At 59.1% G+C, this 25,231-nt stretch carries 26 protein-coding genes; 14 read left to right on the plus strand and 12 right to left on the minus strand.

What is annotated here, in order from left to right; genetic code table 11:
- Positions 1–38: 38 nt before the first annotated feature.
- The 4 genes from G502_RS22305 to G502_RS0113635 all read right to left on the minus strand — a co-directional run bounded on the left by G502_RS22305 (position 39) and on the right by G502_RS0113635 (position 2,944).
- On the minus strand, positions 39–233 hold the full coding sequence (locus G502_RS22305) for a hypothetical protein (protein WP_155957858.1): 195 nt from the start codon (positions 231–233) through the stop codon (positions 39–41).
- Between the two features lie 151 nt (positions 234–384).
- Positions 385–816, minus strand: coding sequence for a nucleoside diphosphate kinase regulator (gene rnk, locus G502_RS20260; protein WP_022729232.1), 432 nt, complete (start codon positions 814–816; stop codon positions 385–387).
- A 55-nt stretch (positions 817–871) separates the two neighbouring features.
- Positions 872–1,276 carry a GreA/GreB family elongation factor gene (locus tag G502_RS21575; protein WP_022729233.1) on the minus strand — a complete coding sequence of 135 codons (405 nt, stop codon included), beginning with the start codon at positions 1,274–1,276 and terminating at the stop codon, positions 872–874.
- A 462-nt stretch (positions 1,277–1,738) separates the two neighbouring features.
- Positions 1,739–2,944, minus strand: a complete 1,206-nt coding sequence (locus G502_RS0113635) for a methionine gamma-lyase (protein WP_022729234.1) — start codon at positions 2,942–2,944, stop codon at positions 1,739–1,741.
- 116 nt (positions 2,945–3,060) lie between these two features.
- Between G502_RS0113635 and G502_RS0113640 the strand changes: the two genes are divergently transcribed.
- Complete coding sequence (locus G502_RS0113640) at positions 3,061–3,525, plus strand: Lrp/AsnC family transcriptional regulator (RefSeq protein ID WP_022729235.1); 465 nt, start codon at positions 3,061–3,063, stop codon at positions 3,523–3,525.
- A 70-nt stretch (positions 3,526–3,595) separates the two neighbouring features.
- Positions 3,596–4,060 carry a DUF6998 domain-containing protein gene (locus tag G502_RS22310; RefSeq protein WP_155957859.1) on the plus strand — a complete coding sequence of 155 codons (465 nt, stop codon included), beginning with the start codon at positions 3,596–3,598 and terminating at the stop codon, positions 4,058–4,060.
- 12 nt (positions 4,061–4,072) lie between these two features.
- Here the strand turns inward: G502_RS22310 and G502_RS0113655 are convergent, their stop codons facing one another.
- The 4 genes from G502_RS0113655 to G502_RS0113670 all read right to left on the minus strand — a co-directional run bounded on the left by G502_RS0113655 (position 4,073) and on the right by G502_RS0113670 (position 6,897).
- The gene (locus tag G502_RS0113655; protein ID WP_022729238.1) at positions 4,073–4,963 is read right to left on the minus strand and encodes an alpha/beta fold hydrolase; all 891 of its coding nucleotides are present in this window, start codon (positions 4,961–4,963) and stop codon (positions 4,073–4,075) included.
- The gene (locus tag G502_RS0113660; protein WP_022729239.1) at positions 4,960–5,469 is read right to left on the minus strand and encodes a GFA family protein; all 510 of its coding nucleotides are present in this window, start codon (positions 5,467–5,469) and stop codon (positions 4,960–4,962) included. Before G502_RS0113660 ends, G502_RS0113655 begins: the two co-directional genes overlap by 4 nt.
- A gap of 92 nt (positions 5,470–5,561) precedes the next feature.
- Positions 5,562–6,188: a LysE family translocator gene (locus G502_RS0113665; protein WP_022729240.1), complete on the minus strand. Its 627-nt coding sequence runs from the start codon at positions 6,186–6,188 to the stop codon at positions 5,562–5,564.
- Positions 6,189–6,231: 43 nt separating this feature from the next.
- The gene (locus G502_RS0113670) at positions 6,232–6,897 is read right to left on the minus strand and encodes an orotate phosphoribosyltransferase (RefSeq protein ID WP_022729241.1); all 666 of its coding nucleotides are present in this window, start codon (positions 6,895–6,897) and stop codon (positions 6,232–6,234) included.
- Between the two features lie 150 nt (positions 6,898–7,047).
- On the opposite strand from G502_RS0113670, the gene thiM reads away from it, so the two are divergent.
- Positions 7,048–7,863, plus strand: coding sequence for a hydroxyethylthiazole kinase (thiM, locus tag G502_RS0113675; RefSeq protein ID WP_022729242.1), 816 nt, complete (start codon positions 7,048–7,050; stop codon positions 7,861–7,863).
- A complete protein-coding gene (thiE, locus tag G502_RS0113680) occupies positions 7,860–8,501 on the plus strand; it encodes a thiamine phosphate synthase (protein ID WP_022729243.1) in 642 nt (213 codons plus the stop codon). Before thiM ends, thiE begins: the two co-directional genes overlap by 4 nt.
- 30 nt (positions 8,502–8,531) lie before the next feature.
- Here the strand turns inward: thiE and G502_RS0113685 are convergent, their stop codons facing one another.
- Complete coding sequence (locus tag G502_RS0113685) at positions 8,532–9,233, minus strand: CbtA family protein (protein ID WP_022729244.1); 702 nt, start codon at positions 9,231–9,233, stop codon at positions 8,532–8,534.
- 395 nt (positions 9,234–9,628) lie between these two features.
- On the opposite strand from G502_RS0113685, the gene G502_RS0113690 reads away from it, so the two are divergent.
- Positions 9,629–9,856, plus strand: coding sequence for a YMGG-like glycine zipper-containing protein (locus G502_RS0113690; protein WP_022729245.1), 228 nt, complete (start codon positions 9,629–9,631; stop codon positions 9,854–9,856).
- A gap of 74 nt (positions 9,857–9,930) precedes the next feature.
- Here G502_RS0113690 and G502_RS0113695 read toward each other — a convergent pair whose 3' ends face one another.
- Positions 9,931–12,162: a TRAP transporter permease gene (locus G502_RS0113695; protein WP_022729246.1), complete on the minus strand. Its 2,232-nt coding sequence runs from the start codon at positions 12,160–12,162 to the stop codon at positions 9,931–9,933.
- A 111-nt stretch (positions 12,163–12,273) separates the two neighbouring features.
- Positions 12,274–13,272, minus strand: coding sequence for a TAXI family TRAP transporter solute-binding subunit (locus G502_RS0113700; protein WP_026989485.1), 999 nt, complete (start codon positions 13,270–13,272; stop codon positions 12,274–12,276).
- A 438-nt stretch (positions 13,273–13,710) separates the two neighbouring features.
- Here G502_RS0113700 and G502_RS0113705 point away from each other — a divergent pair, with 438 nt between their 5' ends.
- From G502_RS0113705 to G502_RS0113730, 6 genes are all read left to right on the plus strand, one after another.
- On the plus strand, positions 13,711–14,556 hold the full coding sequence (locus tag G502_RS0113705; RefSeq protein WP_022729248.1) for a division plane positioning ATPase MipZ: 846 nt from the start codon (positions 13,711–13,713) through the stop codon (positions 14,554–14,556).
- An 85-nt stretch (positions 14,557–14,641) separates the two neighbouring features.
- A complete protein-coding gene (locus tag G502_RS0113710; protein WP_022729249.1) occupies positions 14,642–15,406 on the plus strand; it encodes a hypothetical protein in 765 nt (254 codons plus the stop codon).
- A complete protein-coding gene (locus G502_RS0113715; RefSeq protein WP_026989487.1) occupies positions 15,406–16,140 on the plus strand; it encodes a DnaJ domain-containing protein in 735 nt (244 codons plus the stop codon). Before G502_RS0113710 ends, G502_RS0113715 begins: the two co-directional genes overlap by 1 nt.
- A gap of 88 nt (positions 16,141–16,228) precedes the next feature.
- On the plus strand, positions 16,229–17,119 hold the full coding sequence (galU, locus tag G502_RS0113720) for a UTP--glucose-1-phosphate uridylyltransferase GalU (protein ID WP_022729251.1): 891 nt from the start codon (positions 16,229–16,231) through the stop codon (positions 17,117–17,119).
- Complete coding sequence (gene pgmG / locus G502_RS0113725; RefSeq protein ID WP_022729252.1) at positions 17,116–18,522, plus strand: phosphoglucomutase/phosphomannomutase PgmG; 1,407 nt, start codon at positions 17,116–17,118, stop codon at positions 18,520–18,522. The genes galU and pgmG overlap by 4 nt, the downstream gene beginning before the upstream one ends.
- 95 nt (positions 18,523–18,617) lie before the next feature.
- Positions 18,618–20,021 (plus strand): methyl-accepting chemotaxis protein, encoded by a 1,404-nt coding sequence (locus G502_RS0113730; protein WP_022729253.1) that lies wholly within the window; start codon positions 18,618–18,620, stop codon positions 20,019–20,021.
- 103 nt (positions 20,022–20,124) lie between these two features.
- Here the strand turns inward: G502_RS0113730 and G502_RS0113735 are convergent, their stop codons facing one another.
- Complete coding sequence (locus G502_RS0113735) at positions 20,125–21,384, minus strand: D-alanyl-D-alanine carboxypeptidase (protein ID WP_022729254.1); 1,260 nt, start codon at positions 21,382–21,384, stop codon at positions 20,125–20,127.
- 402 nt (positions 21,385–21,786) lie between these two features.
- Between G502_RS0113735 and G502_RS20270 the strand changes: the two genes are divergently transcribed.
- The 3 genes from G502_RS20270 to clpA all read left to right on the plus strand — a co-directional run bounded on the left by G502_RS20270 (position 21,787) and on the right by clpA (position 25,211).
- On the plus strand, positions 21,787–22,317 hold the full coding sequence (locus G502_RS20270) for a phasin family protein (protein ID WP_022729255.1): 531 nt from the start codon (positions 21,787–21,789) through the stop codon (positions 22,315–22,317).
- 232 nt (positions 22,318–22,549) lie between these two features.
- Positions 22,550–22,879: an ATP-dependent Clp protease adapter ClpS gene (gene clpS / locus G502_RS0113745; RefSeq protein ID WP_022729256.1), complete on the plus strand. Its 330-nt coding sequence runs from the start codon at positions 22,550–22,552 to the stop codon at positions 22,877–22,879.
- 7 nt (positions 22,880–22,886) lie between these two features.
- Entirely contained in the window at positions 22,887–25,211 is a 2,325-nt protein-coding gene (gene clpA, locus G502_RS20275; protein WP_022729257.1) for an ATP-dependent Clp protease ATP-binding subunit ClpA, read from the plus strand.
- The last annotated feature ends 20 nt before the right edge of the window (positions 25,212–25,231 follow it).

Below are 25,231 nucleotides of genomic sequence, written 5' to 3' on the forward strand. Positions count from 1 at the left end.
GTGCAGTCCCAACAGGTTTGTGCAGAACCTTGTTTCTGTCATGCCTTCTCGGCCTTGGGTTGGCGTAGACTGAGCACAGGTGAATTCGACACAAGGCGGGTGCGGGCAAGCAGTTTCCTGTCGGAAAGGGGGGCGTCGATTGGTGTCAGGCACCAAAGGCAACGCATGGCCGATCGCGGCAGGCGCGCATTGCAGTGCACACAATTCTTCATCAGGTTTCGTATCGGGTTCATGGCTTTATCCCATTCGCATCACAAAGGTAACCGTTAAGGCATGTCTGAGGGCTGCCCGGGACAGAGCCTTGTGAACCTTACCTGTTCATCACCACTCCGTCCCGGGGGAGCCAAGCATTTGCTGGTCCAGAGTCCGCATTAAGCTGTTCCTTTACGCCCGGTCTGAATCTGGTTGAGTAACCCGGGTAATCTTAAGTTTCCGCACTTCTCCATTGCGCGTCTGCCAGTTGATTGCGGACCCTTCGGCCAGGCCAATCAGGGCCGCCCCGATGGGGGTGAGCACCGAGATGCGCTGGGATGCGATATCGGCATCATGCGGAAAGACGACGGTGACGGTTTTCTCGCTTTGGCTGGTCTCGTCATGATAGGTGACGCTGGAGCCAATGCTCACCACCATTGGCGGCAGTTCACCAGGTGAAACGACGGCCGCTCGATTGATCTCGTTCAGCAGGCGTTCAGCGACGTCTGGTTCCCGCACGGAAAGGGATTCCGCCAAGCCGTAAAGCCGCTCCACCTGTGTTGCGTCAAGCAGCACGGGAGGATCCTCGAGGTTGGTTAAGTTCCGGTTTTGCGTATTCATCATTATGACCCTTCCGTCATGTCATCCCTGTTCCATAGGTGTTCACCCATGGCTTTCACTATTCATCTTCGTGCTGGGCTTCGGGTTGATAGGCAACGCGGTGAAGGGCAACCCGTCCCAGGCGTCCATCTGCCCGAAGCAATGGCACTTCCTGCCCGCTGCGGAGCCCGAGCAGTGTCGCGCCCAGCAGGGAGGTTACGGACAAGCCCAAGCCTGTCGTGACGTGACTTTCCGAATGAAGCAGGACCCGGGTTTCCTCGGGCCGCCCGTCTATCGAAAAGGCGATGCGACTGCTTCCCGTTGCAATATCGGGGCTTATGTCATCGGGCATGACAAGCTGGGCATCGGACAGTTTGGCCCGTATCAGTGCCAATGCCAGAGAGGAGATCGCCTGCACCAGGTCTGGCCTGGTCAAATGGCGCTCCAGCAGCATGTAATCCTTGCTGGTTATCTGGCACTTCATTGGCCGCAATGCCCCGGCCGGACTCCATAATCCGAGGTCTGGAAGGCTATCAGCGTTGAGGGAATTGGATATCTGGCTGCCCGCGTCACGACGCGCGCAAGTCTTCTCTGAAATCACTGTGTGCATGACGTCCCACCGCAGAACGACCGGAATCGTTCTTCTCAAGAATTCCGAAGGGGATGTGGGGTTGCCCCGAGCGGTGGGAGAGCACGTCTGCCCTTAGCCCGCCCGGGGCTGAGAGCCTTCGAGCAGGGTGCCTGCAAAAAGCAGGAACCTGTATGATGAGACGTGCTTAACCATGATGATGAAAGGCTAGGCCGGCCGTCTGGGAAAGTCAAACGCCATATTTACATAGTTTTTGTGATAAAAGCACAGCGCGCAATGGTGGGGCAGGCGCGGTCGATATGCAGGCACCCCGATAAGTGGTGCTCCCATTGCCTGGGCCCCGAGTGCGGCCTGTGCTCAGCCTGATACCGGAACCGGCGCCTTCAGTGCCTCTTTCAGGTCGGCGATGATATCTTCCACCTCTTCCAGGCCGACCGAAAGCCGGATCAGTCCCTCCGTGATGCCATGGGCGGCCCGCTCTTCTGCGGTATAGGTGGAATGGGTCATGCTTGCAGGATGCTGGATCAGGCTTTCCGCATCGCCCAGCGAGACGGCCCTTCGGACCAGCTGCAGCCTGTTCATCATGGTTCTGCCGGCCTCCAGTCCGTCCTTGAGTTCGAAGGCGATCATCCCTCCGTAGCCGGGCATCTGCCGACGGGCCAGAGCATGTTGCGGGAAGCTTTCAAGGCCGGGATAGTGAACCGTGGAGACGGCCGGATGCCGCTCCAGCATGTTGGCAACCTCCATGGCGTTCTCGCAATGCCGGTCCATGCGCAGCTTGAGCGTTTTCAGTCCGCGCAGCACAAGCATGGCGTTGAAGGGGGCCATGATGGCGCCGGTCATGTCCTTCATGCCGATCACGCGCACTTCTCCGATGTCTTCGGTGCGGCCGACGGCGAGGCCGCCAACCAGGTCGCCGTGTCCGCCCATGTATTTCGTTGCCGAGTGCACGACGATGTCGGCGCCCAGCTCGATGGGGCGGGTCAGGACCGGCGTGGCATAGGTGTTGTCCACCACCGTTCGTGCATCGTGCTTCCGGGCGATGGTGCAGATTGCTGCGATATCGACCAGCCGCATGTTCGGGTTCGCTGGCGTCTCGAAATAGACGATTTGCGTCCTGGACGAGATTGCTGTTTCCAGCGCTGTCGGGTCAGTCAGGTCCACATGCGTGACGGTAATCCCGAACTTCTCGAGCCCGTGACGCAGGAAGGAGAAGGTGCAGCCATAGAGCGTTTCATCGGTAATCACCTCGTCTCCTGGAGACAGGAAGGTCCAGAGAACCGAGGTGATGGCCCCCATGCCCGAGGCGAGCGCGAGCCCGGCTTCAGCGCTTTCCAGCGCGGCCACACGACGCTCCAGCAGGTCCAGCGTGGGGTTGGAGATGCGCGAATAGATATGGCCCTGTGCTTCGCCTGCAAAGAGCGCAGCACCCTGCTCGGTCGTCTCGAAGGCGAATGTGGATGTCAGGTGAAGCGGCGGCGTCAGGGCGCCTTCGTTGTCCTGAGGATCATACCCAAGATGGATGGCGCGGGTGGCGAAGCCGGCGGGCTGGTTCGATTTCATGGGCTGTTCCTTTGATGCTTTCACGCGCCAGTATTGCAGGATTCTGCTGGTGAAGGTGGTCAAAATATGTCAATAAACTATTTACTATTGGCATAATTCACTAGTAGAGATGGTAATTGAAAGCGCTGGATGCCAAGGATTTGCGGATTATCCGCGAGCTGCAGAAAGATGGCCGCCTGACGAACACGGAATTGGCCGCACGGGTGAACCTGTCGCCCACGCCTTGCCTGCGGCGTGTTCGGCTGCTGGAGGAAGCCGGCGTCATCACCGGTTATTCGGCCAATGTGAATCCCAGGACCTACGGGCTGACGATCACGGCCTTCATCCGCATTTCCCTTGAACGCCATGACCACGAAGTCGTGCAGCGCTTTGAGGAGCGGGTGCGCAGCATCGAGGAAATCCTGGATTGCCACCTGCTGACGGGGGAGGCCGACTACCTGCTGCGTGTCATGGTCACCGACCTCGAGGCCTACGAGGACTTCGTAAGGACCCGCCTGCATGCCATCCAGGGCATCAGTTCGATCACCACAAGCTTCGTCTATGGGACCGTCAAATCCTCAAGGGTCTTCCCCAAGCCATGATTGCGAACTGTGGCTGCGCATGTGTTGGTGAAGACTTTTCTGTACGTGCAGGAGGGATGAAGGCAAGCCCATGAATGTCAACTGGGATCGAGTCACTGATCTTCTCGAACAGCTCTACGAAGCCTCCAGTGAGTTGGAGACCTTGTTTCCTGGCAGAAAGTTTACCTTGGATGGCCATCTTGTTGGAAGCATTGGTGAAGTTGTCGCTGCCTACATGTTCGACCTTGAATTAATGCCGGCTTCCAACTTTGGATATGATGCCATCGCTGCTGATGGCCGCCAGGTAGAACTCAAGCTGACGCAAGGGACTGTCGTCGGATTTCGGCATCAAGCAGAGCATATCATTGTACTCTATCGCTCAAGCGCTGGACCAGTTCAGGTCGCTTATAATGGCCCAGGAGAACAGGTTTGGCGTGCGGCAGGTTCAATGCAGCGCAATGGTGCACGACAAATCTCTGTCAAACGACTTAGAAGTCTCGATGAAAGCCTTCCAGAAAATGAGAAATTACCGCTTCTGAGGCCACCACCTGTTTGAGATTGAAAGAAATCAGCGTGGTTCAGCCAGGTCGAGCACGGCCTGGGCAAAGGCGTCCGGTGACTCTTGAGGCGGGTTATGGCCGGTGCGGGGCAGGACGCGGCGTTCGTAGTGTCCTGTGAAATGCGCAGCGTGATGATCCCGTTCCTCCCATGGGTCCACGTCGTCATCCGCGCCTTCAAGCACGATGGTGGGTACGGATATGGCGGGTTGACGGGCCAGCTTCTCTTCCAGGCTGTCCAAGGCCGGATCGCCGGAGACAAGGCCGTAGCGGTGGCGATAGGAATGGATCACCACCTCGACGAAATCCGGGTTGTCGAAGGCGGACGCACTGCGGTTGAAGGTTTCCTCACCGAAGCTCCAGGTGGGTGACCAGAGTTCCCATAGCAGGCGCGCCAGGGCGTGACGGTTCGTGGCCAGACCGGCGCGGCCCCGCTCGGAGTGGAAGTAGTATTGATACCAGAAACGCCGTTCCTGCTTCGGCTCAGCGGGGCTCGCAGCAGTTGCGATGTCCTGGATGTTATAGCCGGTGCCACAGCTGATCAGCCCCCGGGCGCGTTCAGGCCAGAGGGCGGCTACAACGCACGCGGCACGCCCACCCCAGTCATAGCCAGCCAGGATGGCCTGGGGAATCTCCAGTGCGTCCAGAAAGGCACGCAGGTCATGCCCCAGTGCCGCTTGCTGGCCTGAGCGGGGCGTGTCCTTCGACAGGAAACGCGTTGGTCCATAGCCGCGCAGATAGGGGATGAGACAGCGAAAGCCCTGTTGCGAAAGCTGTGCGGCCACATACTCGTAAGAGTGGACGTCATAGGGAAAACCATGCAGCAGAATGACAGGCGGGCCGTCTGCTGGGCCCTGCTCCAGGTAGGCAACCTCGAGCACCCCGGCTGCAACAGACTTCATTGCCCCGCCTCCTGGTTGATCTCTTCACGCAGTGTCTTCCAGCGTTCCAGGCTTTCCGGCGGCCAGTGTGCGCTGCGGCGATAGTACTGGAGCATTACGGGAACGCCGTCTGGCAAGGGCAGCCAGGGCTGCTTGGACTCCGTGTAGATATGGATGTCGGGTGGGAAGCGATCTGGGTCATCCAGGGTTCCGACACGCAGGAAAGCGACCTTCTCGCCTGCGCCCGCGTAGTGGCTCCAAAGGGCCACGCGGCAGTCGGGACAGCGCAGGATTCTTTGACCCTTGCCGCTTTCGGAAGGGGTTACCTTTGGTTCGGGTCTGGCTGCCTGCAGTTCCAGATGTGTGCTTTCAATGAGTGCGTTGATGGCCAGTGCGCTGCCGGTTTCGCGCTGGCACCAGCGGCAATGACAGCCATGTACGAAAAGCGGCAAGGCCGTCATGCGGTAGCGAACCCTGCCACATGTGCAGCCGCCCTCGAATCCTGCTGTGCTGCCCGTATCGCTCATGTCCCGCTGCCCTTTCGGTCGCTGTCCAGCCATTGCAAGGAAAGATTACCCCGCACCACAGGCCTTTGACCAGTCGTGGCGCCTCACAGTTCTCAGGCCATGCGCGTCAGTAGTACCTTGATGCCAGCCGAGGCGAAGGCCAGGGCGAAGAAGGCCTGGAACCAGCGACGCAGGCGCAGGTATGCACGGACGACCGGTGGTATCGAGAACAGCAACGCATAGCCGTGAAAGACCAGGAAGCTCTGTAGACCGATGGCGGCAATCACCAGGGCCAGGTCCTGGGGTGTTGCACTGGGCGGGATGGCGATGGAGTAGAGGGAGCCAAAGAACAGGGCGGCCTTCGGGTTGGTCAGGTGAATGGCCAGGCCCTTGCCATAGGCCCGACGGTGCGAGCTCGAAGGTGGTGCGTTTGTCTGGGGTTCATGATCCGTCATCGCATTCCTGGCAGCAACAGCTGCAAGGTAGACAAGATAGCCTGCACCGATATAGCGCAGGATTTCCAGCGCCCAGGCATTGGTCAGCATGATTGCGCCCAGCCCGAATGCGGCACTGACGGACCACAACATGGAACCCGACATGACTCCCGAAGCCAGAGCCAGGCCGAACGTGCGTCCCGAGGTCATGGACGTGCTGGCAATGGCAAGAGTGGCTGGACCGGGACTGAGCGAGGCGATCAGGGCTGCGCCCAGGATCAGGGTTAACTGGATGCTTTCGGTCATGGCTCTGCTCTAGTGGTTGATTTCGGTCACCTGCCGGGTTGGGTTATTCCCCCTCGTGCGCTTTCGACCAGCCGTCGGGATCCTTCAGGAAGGCTTCAACCTCGCGGATGCCCGCTTCATCCAGGTAGTTACGCTCGGCCGCCACCTGCAGAGCGTCATGCCAGGTGCAGAGCGCGTGCAGACTTACACCCTGCTCTTCCAACTTGGCGATACCTTCGGGGAAGATGCCGTAGTGAAAGATGACGAAGGTATGCGCCACCGTGGCGCCGGCTTCGCGCAGGGCTTCAACGAAATTCAGTTTCGAGCCGCCGTCGGTGGCCAGATCCTCCACCAGCAGGACGCGGGCGCCCTCCGGAAAGGTCCCCTCGATGCGCGCGTTACGCCCGAAACCCTTGGCCTTCTTGCGAACATAGACCATCGGCAAACCCAGACGTTCGGCGATCCAGGCGGCAAAGGGGATGCCTGCTGTCTCGCCCCCGGCCACGGCATCGAAGGCTTCCACGCCCGCTTCCTGCATCAGGCGTTCCACGGCCAAATCCATGAGGGCCGCACGAGCCCGGGGAAACGAGATGATCTTGCGGCAATCGATATAAACCGGACTGCGCCGGCCGGAGGTAAAGGTAAAGGGCTCCTGCGGGCGGAAGTGGACCGCCTTGATCTCCAGCAGGGTGGAGGCGGTCAGGCGAGCGTAATCTGTCAGCTGAGTCATGAACTGTCGGTTCCCTTGCGTGTCATCTGCTAGATAGCTGTTTCGAAACGGCAGGACAATCACACAGGACAGGTAAGCGCGTGCATTGCCATTCTACAGGCGGCAGACTCCCCATCTTTGGTGCAGCCACTCCTGCAAAGGCACAAGGACATGCAGAACAGATCCTCCCCCGGACAAAGCCTGGGCGCCATCCGCGAAACCGGCCCACTGGTCCACAATATCACCAATCTCGTGGCCATGGATCTTGCGGCCAACAGCCTGCTGGCGATCGGTGCCTCACCCGTGATGGCCCATGCTGCAGAGGAGGTGGAGGATTTCGTCTCTCTGGCAGGGGCGCTGACCATCAACATCGGGACCTTCACCGTGGACTGGCAGGAGGCGGCCGTCAGTGCTGCCGTCCAGGCACTGGGCAGTGAGACGCCCTGGGTGCTGGATCCGGTCGGCTGTGGCGCCACGCGTTTTCGCATGGAGAACACGCAACGGCTGCTGAAAATCCGGCCAACACTTCTACGCGGCAACGCTTCCGAGGTTTCCGCCGTGGCCAATCATGCCTTGCGCAGCGGCAAGGGTGTCGATGCCACGCAGTCGGTTCGCGATGTCGAGGAAGATGCAAAGCGCCTGGCACGCGAGGTGGAGGTGGTCGTTGCCGTTACCGGCGAAGTCGATTTCGTCACCGATGGTCAGCGGGCCTTGCGTGTGTCGGGTGGACATCCCTTGTTGACCCGGGTCACGGCTACCGGTTGCGCTCTGAGCGCTTTGAGCGGCGCCTTTCTCTCGGTGGAGGCGGACCCACTTGTGGCCACGAGTCATGCATTGGCCTGCATGTCCGCTGCTGGCGAAATCGCTGGCAGTCAAGCCCAGGGGCCCGGATCCTTCCGGGTCCGGTTGCTGGATGCGCTCTATAGCATGGCTCCCGAAAAGCTGGATGAATTGGCCGCGATAGAATGGATGGAGGAGCAGGAATGACACGCCCTGATTTCGATCTTTCGCTCTACCTGGTAATCGGTCCGGATGACGTACGTTACCACAGCCTCGAGGATGTGGTTGCCCTAGCGGTGAAGGGCGGAGTCAGCCTGGTCCAGTTGCGCGACAAGACAGCGGACAAGCAGCAATTCGTGGAGCTTGGACGCAGCCTGCAAGGTTTGCTGAAGCCTGCGGGATTGCCGCTGATCATCAATGACAGGGTCGAGGAAGCCATGGCGTTGGGGGCCGCAGGTGTGCATGTGGGCCAGGACGACATGCCGGCGCGGCTGGTGCGCCAGGTCGTGGGGCCCGACCGGTTGGTGGGCCTGTCCAGTTCACGCCCGAAGGATGCGCAGGCGGCAGATCCTCAGGTGGTGGACTATCTGGGTGCAGGTCCCGTGAACGTGACCAGCAGCAAGGCGGATGCCAAGAAGCCGATTGCCGCAGAGGGCGTGGGCGCAATCTGTGAGGCGACATCCCTGCCTGTAGTGGCGATCGGCGGAATCCAGGTCGCGGATGTGCCAGCGCTTGTGCGCGCAGGCGTTTCCGGGGTTGCCGTGGTCTCGGCCATTTGCAGTGCAAAGAACCCCGAGTCTGCAGCGCGTGAACTGCGTCAGGCCGTTGATCGGGCGAGGACCTGACGCCAAGCCATCATCCGAATTGAAGAGCGTTCAACCGGGCTCGCAGACCATTTCCGCCTGGGGATTGCGTACCAGGGTGCGAAAGATACTGCTGGATATGATGCCCAGCACAAGCCAGAAGGCCGCGGACGTGCTAAGCGATGCCAGGAGGAACTGTTCGGAGAGTTCCGGCGGTATGCCGCTTTGCGCCGTTGGAACAACTGGGGCGCCATAGAGATGCGGAAGGGCCAGGAGGATCAGGCCCACTGGCTTGAGCCAATGAGGGCGCAGAAGAAACAACGCCAGCAGACCAGCCGAACTGGACAAGGCCGTGACCAGGAACCAGGACTGTCGTTCGAAGAGCGGTGCCTGTTCCACGCCGGGCAATGCTGGTGGAACTCCGATCGCAGGGAGAAGACTCCAGGCCAGGAAACCGCCAGTTCCCCAAAGCAGCCCATGCCAGGCACGCGTACGCCCCAGCAGGCTCATGCCAGCGGCAATGACCAGACCGAAGCCGATACCGGTCATTCCATTGGACAGGAGCGTAAGCAGGCTTTTGCCAAAGACACCGGCCTGGTCCCGATCATGCAGGATGTTGTCGTGCATGCTGAGGGTTTCGTTGGCGCCAAAACCAGCTTCATAGAGTTCAGCCTGATGAAGCAGGGGCATCAGGGTCGCCAACTGCAGGACGGTGATAGCAAGCCCGGCTATAGAGCCTGCGACCAGCCCGGTAATGAGAATGCGGCTAAGCACAGGCGTATCCTTCCATGACGCAAGTTCTTAGCATGACGGTAACGCTCTCCGGCACGATGAATCAATCACGGTTGATCCTGTGCGCGCAAAGGACACAGCCTGTGTCCATTCATCCGGATTTCCGATTCGGGTGGGCCCGAACGACTCAATCCTGTTCGTTACAGGAAAAGCGGGATTTGGGATGCAGAAAAGGCTGTGGCGTTTCTGTGTCAGCCACGTGGCAATACTGGACTTCTTCAAGATAAATTGTTGTTTTTCTTTGCCTTGAGGACGTCCAAAGTGGGAAAAGCGGGATCAAGCCTTGAAGGTTGCCTTATTGCGGCCAAATGTAGGTGCGAGAAACAAGCAGGATTACAGTCGATCCTGACGATATTATTGAACGAAGGAGCTTGACCATGAAGAAGATCGTTCTGGCCCTCACAGCCGTTGCTGGTCTGACCCTCGCAGGGTGCTCCGGCATGTCCACGACCGAACAGCGCACCTTGAGCGGCGGCGCGGCTGGTGCGGCCGGCGGTGCTGCCCTTGGCGCGATTACCGGCGGTAGTGCCACCACGGGCGCCTTGTTGGGCGGCGCACTGGGCGCTGGTGGCGGTTACCTCTATGACCAGGCTGAAGAAGACTGAGCCTGCCCCCTCAGTCTCTTCCATGAACCGGGAAGCCATATGGCTTCCCGGTTTTTTTTACGTCTCCGAACGGGTCAGGCTTGCTGTTGCCCGGTGGGTGATGCGGGCTCCCTGGGTGTTTCCAGCGGCGCTGTGGAGGCAAAACGCTTCTGCCAGAAGAAAAGGATCAGCCCTATGGAGATTCCGAGGATATCGGTGACCGTGCCACCCGAAATCATGGAGATCGCGCCAATCAGCAAGGGCACCCGCACATAGGTCTTAGCATGGCCGAAGTACCAGGCTTGTACGGCCGAGGCCAACAGGAAGATGCCGATCAAGGCCGTTACCATGTTCTGGGCAATCGTCTGAGCGTCTGCCTGCAGCAGCAGTCCTGGTGCATAGAAGAACATGTAGGGCACGATGAAAGCCGCCAGGCCGAACTTGAAGGCTGTGACGGAGGTTCGCATGGGATCAGAACCGGCGATCGCGGCGCCTGCATAGGCCGCCAGCGCAACCGGTGGAGTGATGGCCGAGATGACCGCGTAGTAGAATACGAAGAAGTGCGCGGTCAGTGGATCGATTCCAAGGCGGATGAGGCCAGGGGCGATGACAGAGGCCGCCACGGCATAGGCGGCCGTGGTGGGCATGCCCATGCCCAGGATGATGGAGATCACCATCGCAAAGCCCAGGGCGAGAAGCTGGCTGGTATCTGCCAACTGCAGCAGCATGGATGAGAAACGCAGGCCGACCCCGGTCAACCCGATCACACCGACGATGATACCGGCGCAGGCGCAGACCGCAATCAACTGGATGGCCATCCGCGAGGCCCGGTTGAGCGCATTGATCGTGCGAATCGGTCCCATACGGTGGGTCGTCAGCCAACTGACCACCACAGCCGCGATCAATGACATGGTTCCTGCCCGGATGACGGAGTAGCCCGACAACAACGTATAGATCAGGATGATGATGGGGATGAAGAGGAAGATCTTCTTCAGAATTTCGTTCAGCCGCGGCAGAGCTGATGAGGGGAGGCCTTTCATCCCCAGTTTTTGCGCCTCGAAATCCACCATCAGGAAGACCGCTGCGAAATAGAGGATCGCAGGGATGATGGCCGACATCATCAATTCCGTGTACTTGATACCGGTGATTTCAGCCATGATGAAGGCACCGGCCCCCATGATCGGAGGCATGATCTGCCCTCCGGTGGAGGAGGCGGCCTCGATCGAGGCTGCGGACTGTGAGCGATATCCGACCTTCTTCATCAATGGAATGGTCAGTGATCCCGTGGCCACCACGTTGCCTGCCGAGGTGCCGTTGATCATGCCCATTAGTCCACTGGAGAAGACCGCCACCTTGGCCGGTCCACCCCTTGTGCGTCCGGCGATGGCGAAGGCAAAGTTCACGAAGTACTCGCCAACCCGGGACTCCTGCAGAAAAGCGGCGAAGATGATGAAAAGAATGATGTAGGTCGAGGAAACGGCGACAGTGGGCCCCAGGATGCCGTTGTCCGTGTAGATATAGGTAAAGAAGCGCGAGGCTCGATAGCCGCTGTGTTCGAGAATTCCCGGCAGGTATGGGCCGAGGAAGGAATAGGAGATGAAAACAAGCGCAATGATGATAAGCGGCAGTCCCGCCACACGCCGGGTCAATTCCATGATCAGGATGATGCCGGTCAACGACATCCAGAAATCCGGTGGTGTGGGCATGACACCCGCCCGCGACTGCAGGGCCGCCAGATTGATCAGCAGGTAGACACAGACCAGAACGCTGCAGGTCGCGAGGATTACGTCATACCAGCCGAAATACTGCGCCTGCGGCTTGAACAGCCAACTGCTGATGATCGCGATGATCGCCGCAGCGAAAGTGCCGATGCTGGCATATTCCCAGACCCAGGGTGGCGGGGCCATCTGTCCCTGCACCAGCACGATATGAGCCGCGTAGGCGGACAGGACGACAGCCATCAGAGTCAGAAGAGCGGCGATGGCACCTGGCAGGATTTCAATCCTGGACGGAGACCACCCGATGTTGCCACCGGTTTCCGTGTCCTGGAACTTGCGTGCGGCCATCAGAATGAAACCGATCACAAGGGCGCCCGCGATATGGGTAATCCGGAAGGACCAGGTCTCCATCGGAAACATATTGAGCGTGATCAGGTGAAAAGCGGCATAGCCGACACAGGCGGCAAAGATGAACCAGCCCCGCCAGCTTTTCAGGTCGCGCTCATTGGCAACCACAACTTCCTCGTCGATCTTCTCGACGTTGAGCGTTTCCACCACGTCCGACGGAGCGGAGCTTTCCGTTTGGAGCTGATTGTCTTCCCGGGCCATCTTGATCTTGTTCCAGTATAGCGGCGGATGCGGATTTCTGGAATTTGAACACTTCCAGACTGGAATAAAGAAACCAGCCGGAAGCCTTGGCTTCCGGCTGGTCGAAAAAGTTTACTTCATTTCTGGTGGAATGAGATCCTCGTCGATCTCGTAGCCCTTTTCCTGGAAGTACTTCACGGCACCCGGATGGAAGAACATGAAGCTGTTCTTGTCATAATGCTCGGGCAGGGTCTCGGCTGATGCCTTGTGGACCTCCATCATGCGGTCGTTGTTGTCGAGCACAACCTTCATGATCTCGTAGCCCAGGCTTTCCGGGATGGACTTGTTCGCAATGGCGAAGTTCCACATGGCGACTGTGTCCTGGTCTTCAGGTACGGCGTCGTAGGTGTCGCCCGGAATGGTGAAGGGGGCCAGCGAGGGGTTCTCGTCCAGAAGGGTCTGAATCTCATCGTCAGTGAAGGCGAAGATGTTCACGTCGCGCTGTGCGGCCACTTCGCTGAAGGCTGCGATCGGGACCCCGGCGCCAAAGGCGAAGGCGTCGATCAGACCGTCCTGCAACTGGCTGCCCAGATCGCTGGCGCCGCCATACTGCGGCTCGAAATCAACGCCGAGCTGCTCGAGGAAGCGCGGAAAGTAGGTGCCCGGCGTACCGCCACGCGGTCCCACGCCAACGGTCTTGCCGTTCAGGTCCTCGACCGAGTCAATGTCGGAATCGGCAAGAGCGATGATCTGGAACGGCGTTTGGTACATCGGGAAGAGGGCGCGGACGTCGCGCATCTCGACACCCGGAGCAATCTCATTCTCGCCGACCCAGGCGTCATAGCCCGGTCCCATGGTGGTCATGCCGAACTCCAGGTCACCGGCGTTGACCAGGGCCATGTTCTGCACAGGACCACCGGTGGCCTCCGTTGCGGTGGTGATGTCCAGTGATTCCTGCACGAGGTCGGCCCAGCCGGCCCCGTAGATGAAATAGGTGCCGCCCTGGCTGGCGGTGCCGACGGTTACGGAGTCCGGCCAGTCATCCTGAGCGACGGCGCTCGTCGCCATGGCACCGGCCATGGCAAGCGCCGCGCTGGCGGTTCCCAATTTTGTAATCCAAGAGAATGTCATGTCTTTGGTTCCTCCCTTATTCGAACCAGTGTATGCGGGTCCAACACGGCCCGGACCGGCGGCAGGAAGTGGTTCGATTGCAAAGGGATTCTGGAGACTTTTCTCGAGAGCGGACACTGCTGGACGCTACGAGTGCCTTTGTGGCCCGAGCCGGGCGATTCTGGCAGGCCAGCCAGCTAAACTCCCTGTTGCAACCGGTCTTGCTGCCGGTAAGCCTTGGTACCCAGATATGACAAAAACATACAGTTGTACGCAGGGAAAGCAAACTAAAGTTATTGTCACACGACGCCATCCAGTTTGCTCGCAAAGTTTGGGAAATATGGCTCTGGCTGCCTGTCGTGTTTCTCATGAACTCTGGAAAAGCGTGCTTGCCGGCTTTTCGCGTCCAGGCTTATAGGATATTCCGGGCTGGGGAAGTCATCGGGAGTCGTCAAAGCTGTGAGCAGTGTTACCGCAAACCCATCCGTCAACCTTTCGGCCGATGTATCCAAGGCGCGCTATATCGTGCTGGGCAATGAGAAGGGCGGTTCGGGCAAGTCGACCACCGCCATGCATTTGGCCGTGGCTTTGATTCATGCCGGCCGCAAGGTGGGCATCATCGATCTGGATGCGCGCCAGGGAACCCTGTCCCGCTATGTCGAGAACCGGGCTGCTTTCGTGGAGTCCGAAGGGTTGCCGCTTGAAGTGCCACCGCTTGAGAAGGTGCTGGGCTCGACCCTGGACCGTCGCGAGGAAGCCCGGGCAGATGAGGAAGAGCGGCTGAATGCCGCAGTGGAGCGCCTTCAGGACTGTGATTGCCTGGTCATCGATACTCCGGGCAGTGATTCGCACCTTTCGCGCCTGGGGCACATCCTGGCGGATATCCTGATCAGCCCACTCAATGACAGCTTTATCGACCTGGATCTGTTGGCACGACTGGATGCGCAGGGGCGCAAGATTCTGGGGCCCAGCATCTACAGCCAGATGGTCTGGGAACAGCGCCAGAAGCGTGCGCGCCAGGGTGGGCGGCCGGTGGACTGGGTGGTTATGCGCAACCGCCTGTCCCATCTGGATGCGCGCAACAAACAGCGAATTGGCCAGCTGTTGGACGAGCTGTCGCAGCGCATCGGTTTTCGCCTGGCGCCCGGGTTCGGTGAGCGTGTCATCTTTCGCGAACTCTTCCCCCAGGGATTGACCTTGTTGGACCTGCGGGAAACCCACAGCAGCCTGACCATGAGCCATGTGGCGGCGCGCCAGGAAGTTCGCGAACTCTTGCGCACCATCGGTGTAACCCAGGAGAGTTGATCCGGCTTGATTTCCTGTGGCGCCGAATTGATCTAAATGATCAAGATGGAAATGCAGGTCATCGTGGAACAGCAAGCAGGATCTCATGGCAGATAAGGGCGCAGGTAAGGGCAACGTCACGAAACAGGGCGAAAGCACGCCTGACCGCAACCGGGAGGTCGATGATTTCCTTCGGAAAGTCAGGGACTTGCCGGCCCAGGGAAAGGGTGCGGCCGGAGGTCAGCGAGGTCGGTTGATCTTTTCGCTGGATGCAACAGCCAGCCGTCAGCCCACCTGGGACCAGGCCATGGACCAGCAGGCCGAGATGTTCAGCCAGGCCGGCAGTCTGGGAGGGCTGGATGTCCAACTGGCGTTCTACCGTGGTTTCGGGGAATGCAAGGCCAGCCGTTGGCACTCCGAGCCTGCCAGCCTGCTGAAAGCCATGACCGCCGTGCAGTGCATAGCTGGCCGTACGCAGATCGCCCGCTTGTTGCGTCATGCACGTAGCGAGAATGCGAAGAAGAAGGTCTCCGCTCTGGTCTTCATTGGCGATTGTGTCGAGGAAGACGTGGACGAACTGGGACATCTGGCCGGCGAACTGAAACTCGTCGGTGTGCCCTGTTTCCTGTTTCAGGAAGGACACGATCCCACGGCCACCCAGGCATTCTCCCAGATCGCAAAGCTTTCGGGCGGTGCTCACTGCCGTTTCGATGCAGGATCCGCCCGCCAGCTCAAGGACCTGCTGGGTGCCGTGGCGGTCTATGCCAGCGGGGGCATGAAGGCTCTGTCGGATCGTTCCCGGCAGCAGGGTGGTGCGGCACGGCAACTTCATGAGCGTTTGCGTCTGGCCGATCACAGCCGCGAGTCGTGATGCTGGGCTGGGTCATTCTGATTGTCTGCGGTCTTGCGGGGGGCTACCTCCTGCTGCGCTGGTTCGTGAATGCCTCACCCGGGCGCGTGAAAACGGCACTTCTGTGGACGGCCGCTCTGATCGGCACGGGCCTGATGCTGTTCGCCCTCTGGGGTGGATTGCGCCAGTTGATTGCCCTGGCACTTCCTTTCCTGATGCCCCTGCTGTTCCGCCTGCCTAGCTTGCTGCGTCGCATGAAGTGGCCGGGCGGTGGGCAGGGCCCCGGCCAGGTCTCGACAGTCGAGACACGCTTCCTGCGCATGACTCTGGATCATGACACGGGAAGCATGGATGGCGTTGTACGCGAGGGAGAGTACCGGCCCCAGCGCCTGTCCGAAATGAGCCATCAGGATCTCATTGCCTTCTGGGAAGAGGTCCGCATAGCGGATGAGGAATCAACGGCCGTCCTGGAAAGCTACCTGGACCGTGTCCTGGGTGAGGATTGGCGAAACCAAAAACGCGGGCGGGCCGCTGGCGAGGACCAGTCGCATCCTTCGAATGGCTCGGAAATGTCACTGGAGGAGGCCTGGCGTATCCTGGAGCTTGACCCTGGTGCCGACGAGACGCAGGTGCGCGCGGCTCATCGCCGTTTAATGCAGAAATTTCATCCGGATGCAGAGGGATCAAACTACCTGGCCAGCAAGATCAACCAGGCAAAGGATGTGCTGCTGAAGCATCTCAGGGGCAAAGCTTGATCTTTTCTTGAGAAAGTTGTGTGTTGAACAGTGCTCCTGCCGCCCTTTATTCAGAGCAGGTGTTGTTAGAAGAGGATCCGAGCAAGCCATGCCAAAACCCATTCGCAAGGCCGTGTTTCCCGTGGGCGGTCTGGGCACGCGCTTTCTGCCGGCCACCAAGGCCCTGCCCAAGGAGATGCTGCCCGTCGTGGACAAGCCCTTGATTCAGTATGCGCTGGAGGAGGCACGCGCTGCCGGTATCGAGGAGTTCATCTTTGTCACAGGACGCGGCAAGGCCGCCATAGAGGATCATTTCGATCATTCCTATGAGCTCGAGGAGACTCTCGAGGCGCGTGGAAAGCAGGCGAGCCTGGAGATGATTCAAGATACGGTGATGAAACCGGGCCAGGTGGCCTACATACGCCAGCAGCAACCTCTGGGTCTGGGGCATGCCGTGTGGTGTGCGCGCGCCCTTCTGGGAGATGAACCCTTTGCTGTTCTGTTGGCCGACGATCTGGTCCAGGCGCCCAGATCCTGTCTGGCGCAGATGATCGAGGTCTACAACGAAGTTGGAGGCAATGTGGTCGCGGTGATGGACGTGCCGGAGCAGCAGACCGACCGCTATGGCATCCTGGATGTGGTCAGCGATGACGGTCGAATTGCCGAAGCGCGCGGCCTGGTGGAGAAGCCCAAGCCGTCCGAGGCGCCCTCGACCCTGTCGATCATCGGTCGCTATATCCTGCAGCCCCAGGTGATCGACGAGCTTTCGCACCAGGACAAGGGGGCAGGCGGCGAGATCCAGCTGACCGATGCCATGGCGCGGACCATCGGGCCGGTGCCTTTCCATGGCCTTCGTTTCGAGGGAACACGTTTCGACTGCGGCAGCAAGGAAGGTTTCCTGGAGGCCAATATTGCCTTTGCGCTGGCCCGCGACGATCTGGGAGGTGCCATGGACGAGATCCTGCGGCGCTATCGCTCTGATGAGAGGGAAATGGCATGACGGGAGAACGGTTGGCCGAGCCTTCAGGACATTCATTCAACCCCAGCATCCTGCGTGAATACGATATACGCGGCCTGGTTGGAGAGACGCTCTTCACCGAGGATGCCCGCGCTCTGGGCCGGGCTGTTGGCACGAAGGTTCGCCGCAATGGAGGCCGGCGCGTCGTTGTCTGTTATGACGGGCGCCTTTCCTCGCCCGAGCTGGAAGCGGCCCTGGTTGCCGGTGTTCTGTCCAGTGGCGTTCATGTGGACCGGATCGGGCTGGGGCCCACGCCCATGCTGTACTATGCTGTACATGCGCTGGATGCCGATGGCGGCGTCATGGTGACCGGCTCCCACAATCCTCCGGACTACAACGGCTTCAAACTGGTGATCGGAAAGCAGGCCGTCTTTGGCCAGGATATCCTGGAACTTGGCCGAATGGCTGCAGGCGGCGACTACCTGCAAGGTGAGGGAGAGGTCGAGGACCACGAACTTCTGGAAGCCTATGTCTCGCGGTTGTTGCGCGATTACGAGGGGCCGCAGAACCTCAAGGTCGCCTGGGATGCGGGCAACGGCGCAGCCGGGGTGGCCATGGAACGGCTGTGCGAACAGCTTCCGGGCGAACATATCCTGCTCAACCAGCGCATCGATGGCGCTTTTCCGGCGCATCATCCCGACCCGACGGTCGCGGACAACCTGCAGCAATTGATCGCAACAGTGCGAGATGAAGGCTGTGACCTGGGCATCGCGTTCGATGGTGATGGCGACCGTATTGGTGCTGTGGATTCCCAGGGGCGTATCCTGTGGGGGGATCAGTTGATGCTGCTGCTGTCCCGGGACGTCCTGAAGGCACAGCCGGGAGCAACGATCATAGCGGATGTGAAGGCCAGTCAGATCCTGTTTGATGGAATCGCCGCCCTGGGGGGACAGCCCCTGATGTGGAAAACCGGACATTCCCTGATCAAGGCCAAGATGCAGGAAACAGGTTCGCCCTTTGCAGGTGAGATGAGTGCCCACCTGTTCTTTGCCGATCATTTCTATGGGCACGATGATGCGCTCTATGCTGCGGTACGCCTGTTGTCGGCACTGGAAACCTGGGGTGACAGCCTGGCCGCGTTTCGTGATTCCCTGCCATCGGTTGTCAATACACCTGAATTGCGATTTCCCTGTGCTGATGATCGTAAGCAGGCCGTAATCCAGGAGGTCAAGGAACGCCTGGAAGAACGCGATGATGTCGAGGTCAATGCGATTGATGGCGTACGTGTCAGCGAGGATGGCGGCTGGTGGCTGCTGCGGGCGTCGAACACCCAGGATGTCCTTGTCGCTCGCTGTGAAGCTGGCGATGAAGAAGCGTTGGAGCGTTTGAAGAAACGGCTGGCCGAACAACTTCACATCAGCGGAGTGGAAATTCCGGACAGCTAATTTCGCCAAATCATATAAAAAGCTCGTTTAATGATTCCTAAACCTCTGCTTCCTAGGATTCGGGTTACGAAAACCGAGTTTTAGACGGGGAAGTCATGAGCGAGCTGGATGGAAACCATCAGGCGGGAACACTGATCGACCGTGTTGCCGAAATCGCGGGAGGCCTGGGGCTGGAATTGACGGACGTTGCCGGCGATGTGGAGAGCATTGCCCGCAATGTGGAAGAGCAGGCCGGTTCACTCAACGAGCTGTCATCACAGGCCAATCGCGTTTCCGAACGCAATCACCGCATCCTGGAAATGGCGGCCTCGGCCCAGGAAACGGCTTCCAGTGCATCGCAAGAGGTCTCAGGATCGCGAGAGACCATGGACAGCGGATTGGAGAAGATCCGCAGCCTGGTGCAGTCCGTAAACAATATGGAAAGCCAGCTTTCCGGCCTGCAGGAAGCCCTGGACAAGGTTGCACGGGTAGCTGCCGGGATTGACGCCATCGCCAAGCAGACCAACCTGTTGGCGCTGAACGCCACCATCGAGGCGGCGCGGGCCGGGGAGGCCGGAAAGGGCTTTGCCGTGGTTGCCGGCGAGGTGAAGGAATTGGCAAGTCAGACCAGTAAGGCAACCGCAGAAATCGACGAAACCCTCAGCCAACTGACCAGCCAGGCGCAGCACCTTATCTCGATGGGTACGGAAAGCACACAGCAGGCCGAGGCTGTGCGTGAGGGGACAGAAAGCCTCGACGGCTTGCTGGGTAAGCTACAGCAGGCCATGGAAGCCGTGGATGGCCGTGCCGGGGACATTGCCCGGGATGCCGGTGATATCGACGAAGGCTCGCGGCAATTGGCCGAGACCCTGAACGGCATGACCGGAGGGGTTACGCAATCGGGGGAAACTCTCAAGGAAAGCAGGGATCGTATCAACAGCCTGATCTCCACTGGTGAGAACCTGTTGGGCCTGGTGGCGGACAGTCAGGAGAATACCCTGGATCGTCCTTTTATCGAGTTGGCCAGGGAAACGGCACAGTACTGTGCTGATGCGTTTGAAAAGGCACTGTCACAGAACGAGATCCCTCAAGCAGATCTGTTCAGCCGGGATTATAAAACGATTCCCGGAACGAACCCAGAGCAGCACATGGCTCCCTTCACGGATCTGACGGACCGGCTGCTGCCGGAATTCCAGGAAGCAGCCCTTGAGCAGGATGAGCGGATCGTCTTCTGCGCCTGCATCGATACCGAGGGGTATATCCCGACGCACAACAGGAAGTTCTCCGCCCCCCAGGGCAACGATCCCGTTTGGAACAATGCCAATTGCCGCAATCGACGGCTGTTCAACGATCGCGTGGGTCTGGCAGCCGGCAGGAATACAAAACCTTTCCTGCTGCAGACCTATCGCCGTGACATGGGCGGAGGGCAGTTCGTCCTGATGAAGGATGTTTCAGTTCCAATATATGTCGGTGGACAGCACTGGGGTGCACTGCGGCTGGCCTACAGGCCCAACAACTGAAGCATTCAGCGACGGCAAAACAAAATAGGCTGCCAGCAGTGTGATGCCGGCAGCCTATTTTCGTTGGCACTTGGGCCGAGTCTGGGTCCCTGTTACAGGAACCTCAGCCGCCCGAGGGATTTACCACCAGACAATCCATTCCTTCGGAAGACAGCGACTTGCAGGCCCCCTTGGCCTGATTCTCCGCAAGGCCAATCAGACGGGCGCGATAAAGCGCACCTTTTGTGCCCTGGGTGCTGCTGACAGCGACGTGCTCAAGGGACAATCCACGGATCCGTTCGGCAGCTTTTCCAGCCATGTCTTGCGCTGACTGGGAACTGCGGAAGGCACCGACCTGGATCGCCCAGATGCCGGAGGTGGAGGCATCGCCTTCGGCATAGGTGGCATCGCCAGTCGAAGCTTCGGCCTTTGAAATGAGGGACAGACCCGAGGAGGTGCTCTTGTTATCCCTGTCGGCCGCCTGTGTCGAAGCGACCGCAGAGGCAAGCTGGATGGGTTTGGGTGCTGCCGGGCCTGTTGGCGTGATCTGGTTGGCGACACGAAGTTGCTTAGCCTTGTCAAATCCGCGATTCAGCAGCGTCACCATGTGATCATCACGTGTGCGCGAGGTGCGGCCTCCAAAGACAACCGCAATGATCCGGCGCCCATTGCGCACGGCCGAGGCCGCAAGATTGAAGCCCGAGGCGTTGATGTATCCGGTCTTGATACCATCAACCCCGTCATAGCGTTTCAGCAGCTTGTTGGTGCTGTTGATGGTCTGTCCGCGATAGCTGTATTGCTGGGTCGAGAAATACTTGTAGTGATGCGGAAAATGGTCGAGCAGGGCCTTTGAAAGATAGGCCATGTCGCGCGCCGTGGTGATCTGTCCTCGGTCCGGCAGGCCGGACGCATTGCGGAAGGTGGTATTGCGCAGGCCGAGCTGTTGCGCCTTGCGAGTCATCTGCTGGGCAAAGTCCCACTCCGTTCCGGAAATGCTTTCGGCAATGACCACCGCCACGTCATTGGCCGAGCGCGTCACAAGGACGCCAATGGCGTCCTTCAGGCGAATGGTCTCGCCAGCGCGCAGGCCCAGTTTCGACGGCGGCATGCCAGCGGCACGCGGTGAAACCGTAAGGGGCTGATCAAGGGTCATGTTTCCCTTGTCCAGCTGCTCGAACACCATATACAGCGTCATCATCTTGGTCAGCGAGGCAGGATAGCGCTGAGCATCGGCACTGGAAGAGTGCAGGACTTTGCCTGTCTGGTAGTCCATGATGATGGAGGCGTATTTCGGATTGGCCTGGGCGGCCGCGGAAAGCAGGAATACCGCTGCGAATACGCAGAGAAATCTAGCTGCCAAGTGTGTGAATGATGTGGAAATCATTGAGACGGCCCCCAAAGAATAGCTTATAGTCCCCTGAATCACAGCGATTCTATGCGATGGAGTCGCGGCTGTCCAGAATTTCAGGTGAAAAGCTATCAAAAAGCATTCTTGCCTGTTCTACAGACGAAGTCAGAATCAGGGAAGCTTTCTGTACAACGACCGATGCTGGCAGCCATGCGGTCGATCGCCGCAGCTTCACGTCCAGAGACAGCTGCGTGAAATGGCAGTGCTAACTTCGAGGTTATGCTGCACTGCACAAAATTCCCTTGACTTACTGAGTGCCATCCTTATCTTACCGGTATGTTGCATCGCAACAAAGCCATGTGTTGATCAACTCTGACGAGCTGCAATTCATGGAGTTCGACAGAGTAACGTCACACGAAACATCAGGAGTATAGAGATATGACCACAAAGAAAACCGCCTCGGCGCAGGAAGCGTTGAAGCCTGTTGAGGCCGCCGTCAATTCCGGTAAGGAAACTGTCGATGCGGTTCTCAAGGTCAGCGCCGACGCCGCAACGAAGCAGTACGAGCAGGCCTTCTCCATGACCAAGGAACAGGTCGAGAAGTCCTCCAACATGGCCTTCAAGAACTACGACGAATTCCAGGATCTCGGCAAGGAGAACCTGAATGCCGTCGTGAACTCAGGCACGACCTTTGCGAAGGGGTTCGAGGCCATCAGCAAGGAAATGATGGCGTTCACCCAGTCCAATATGGAAGCGGGCCTGGCCATGACCAAGAAGATGCTTGGTGCCAAGAACCTTCAGGAATTCACCGATCTGCACGGCGAATACAGCCGTGGCCAGTTCGACAAGTTCCTGGCGGAGACCGCAAAGCTGAGCGAGATGTCGATGCAGACGGCCAACGAAGCTGTTGCACCGCTTCAGACGCGGGCCCAGGCGACCATGGAAAAGGTCATGAAGCCGGCCGCATGAATGCCCGGTGACATGACGTTCTGACAGCGGGGCCCGGCAGCGATGTCGGGCCCCGTTTCGTTTGATGGCGCCCGAGGAATTTGCCAGACTCCCTCTTGTCATGACGAATATGAAAGAGTGCCCTCTTGACGCCGCATTCTTCTTTCCAAGTTAATCAGTAGGAAAAGCTTTTTGTGCTATGATCACCGGAAACGAAGGCAGTTGGTTACCTTGCATGTATCAGGAAGCCGTTATGAGTGCGAATGACGGAAATGATGGAGACGACGACGGCTCCACCGACGTGGTCGTAAAGTCCAGGACAAAGACCAAGAAGCCGTCGCTCTACAAGGTTCTGATGCTGAATGACGACTATACGCCGATGGAGTTCGTCGTTCATGTCCTGGAGCAGTTCTTCTCGAAAGGTCGGGAAGAGGCCACGCAGATCATGCTTCAGGTGCACCGCCGGGGTGTCGGCGTGTGTGGTGTCTTTACATATGAAGTAGCGGAAACCAAGGTTACACAGGTGGTCGATTACGCGCGCAAGCACCAGCACCCCCTGCAGTGCACGCTGGAAAAGGAGTAGGCCTCTAATGCTCTCGCCAAATCTCGAAAAAACGCTGCACCGGGCCCTGGCCCTGGCCAGCGAACGCCGGCATGAATATGCGACGCTGGAGCATCTGCTGCTGGCCTTGAGCGAAGACAGTGACGCCCTGTCCGTAATGCGAGCCTGTGGCGTGGATGTGAATCAGTTGCGCAGTGATGTCGGTGACTATATCGACAACGAATTGGCCAATCTGATCAACCTGCAGACGGAGGAGAGCAAGCCTACGGCCGGTTTCCAGCGGGTCCTTCAGCGGGCTGCCATTCATGTGCAGTCCTCGGGACGGGCGGAAGTCACAGGCGCCAACGTCCTGGTGGCCATGTTCTCCGAGCGTGAAAGCCATGCGGTCTATTTCCTTCAGGAACAGGACATGAGCCGGCTTGATGCCGTGAACTACATCAGCCACGGCATCGCCAAGGTCTCCGGCAAGGAAGAATCCAAAACCGTTCACGGCGCGGAAAATGAGGCGCAGTCCGAAAAGGTGGTTCAAAAGGGCCGCGAGGCGCTGGACGCCTACTGCGTCGACCTGAACCAGAAAGCCAAGGACGGACGTATCGATCCGCTGATCGGACGTGATGCCGAAATCGAGCGCACCATCCAGGTGCTGTGCCGCCGCACCAAGAACAATCCACTTTATGTTGGGGATCCAGGTGTGGGCAAGACGGCCATAGCCGAGGGTCTGGCCAAGCGCATTGTGGACGAACAGGTGCCTGAAGCACTGAAAACCGCCACGATCTTTGCCCTCGACATGGGCTCGCTGCTAGCCGGGACGCGCTACCGCGGTGATTTCGAAGAGCGGTTGAAGGCCGTGATGAACGAGCTGGAACAGCAGGATCATGCCGTTCTGTTCATCGACGAGATCCATACCGTTATCGGTGCCGGGGCGACCTCGGGTGGGGCCATGGATGCCTCGAACCTGCTGAAGCCTGCGCTTCAGAACGGAACATTACGGTGCATCGGATCCACGACCTACAAGGAATACCGCAGTTACTTCGAGAAGGATCGCGCCTTGGTGCGGCGCTTCCAGAAGATCGATGTCCATGAGCCGACTGTCGATGATGCGGTCAAGATCCTGCAGGGCCTCAAGCCTTATTACGAGAAGCACCACAGCGTGCGCTATACGCAGGATTCCCTGCGGACGGCCGTAGAGCTGGCGCATCGCTATATCCATGACCGCAAGCTCCCGGACAAGGCCATCGACGTGATCGACGAGGCCGGTGCGGCGCAAAGTCTTCTGCCGGATTCCCGCAAGCGCAAGACGGTGGCCGTCAAGGATATCGAGGCCGTGGTCTCCAAGATCGCGCGGATCCCACCGAAGGCCGTCACCAAGGACGACCGGGAATCCCTGCGGACGCTGGAACGCGACCTCAAGACCATGGTGTTCGGGCAGAACAAGGCCATCGAATCCCTGTCTGCGGCCATCAAGCTGTCGCGTGCCGGGCTGCGCGAGCCGGAAAAGCCCATCGGCAGCTACCTTTTTGCCGGTCCCACAGGTGTCGGCAAGACCGAAGTGGCGCGTCAACTTTCCCGCACACTGGGCATCGAGCTCACTCGCTTCGACATGTCCGAGTACATGGAGCGGCATACCATCAGCCGCCTGATCGGTGCGCCGCCGGGCTATGTCGGTTTCGATCAGGGCGGTCTCTTGACTGATGCCGTGGACCAGAATCCTCACTGTGTCCTGCTGCTGGACGAGATCGAGAAAGCGCATCCCGATCTCTTCAATATCCTGCTGCAGGTGATGGACTATGGGAAGCTTACGGACCACAACGGAAAGACGATCGACTTCCGCAACGTCATCCTGATCATGACCACGAATGCCGGGGCTGCCGAAATGGCGAAGCCCGCCATCGGTTTCGTGTCCAGCAATCGGACCGACGAGGATCTGGAGGCCATCAACCGCCTGTTCACACCGGAATTCCGCAACCGCCTGGATGCAGTTATCTCGTTTGCCGGACTTTCGGAGGAAATCGTTGCCCAGGTTGTCGACAAGTTCGTCATCCAGCTGGAAGCTCAGCTGGCCGACCGTGGTGTGACCATCGAGTTGAGCGAGGAGGCCCGCAAGTGGCTGGCTAAGAAGGGTTATGAGCCCTCCTTCGGTGCCCGTCCCCTGGGCCGGATCATCCAGGAGAACATCAAGACGCCACTGGCGGAAGAACTGCTGTTCGGCAAGCTTGCCAAGGGCGGTTATGTCCGCGTCGAGGTCAAGGATGACCGCCTGACCTTTGCCTTCGAGGAGCCACAGAAAGGCGGCGGCAAGAAGTCTTCGGGCCCAAACGGAGGCAAGGACAAGGCCCCCGTTTTGGTCGAGTAGCCTGAAGCCTGCTTTCCTGT

The organism is Fodinicurvata sediminis DSM 21159 (assembly GCF_000420625.1).
Lineage (GTDB): Bacteria > Pseudomonadota > Alphaproteobacteria > Kiloniellales > DSM-21159 > Fodinicurvata > Fodinicurvata sediminis.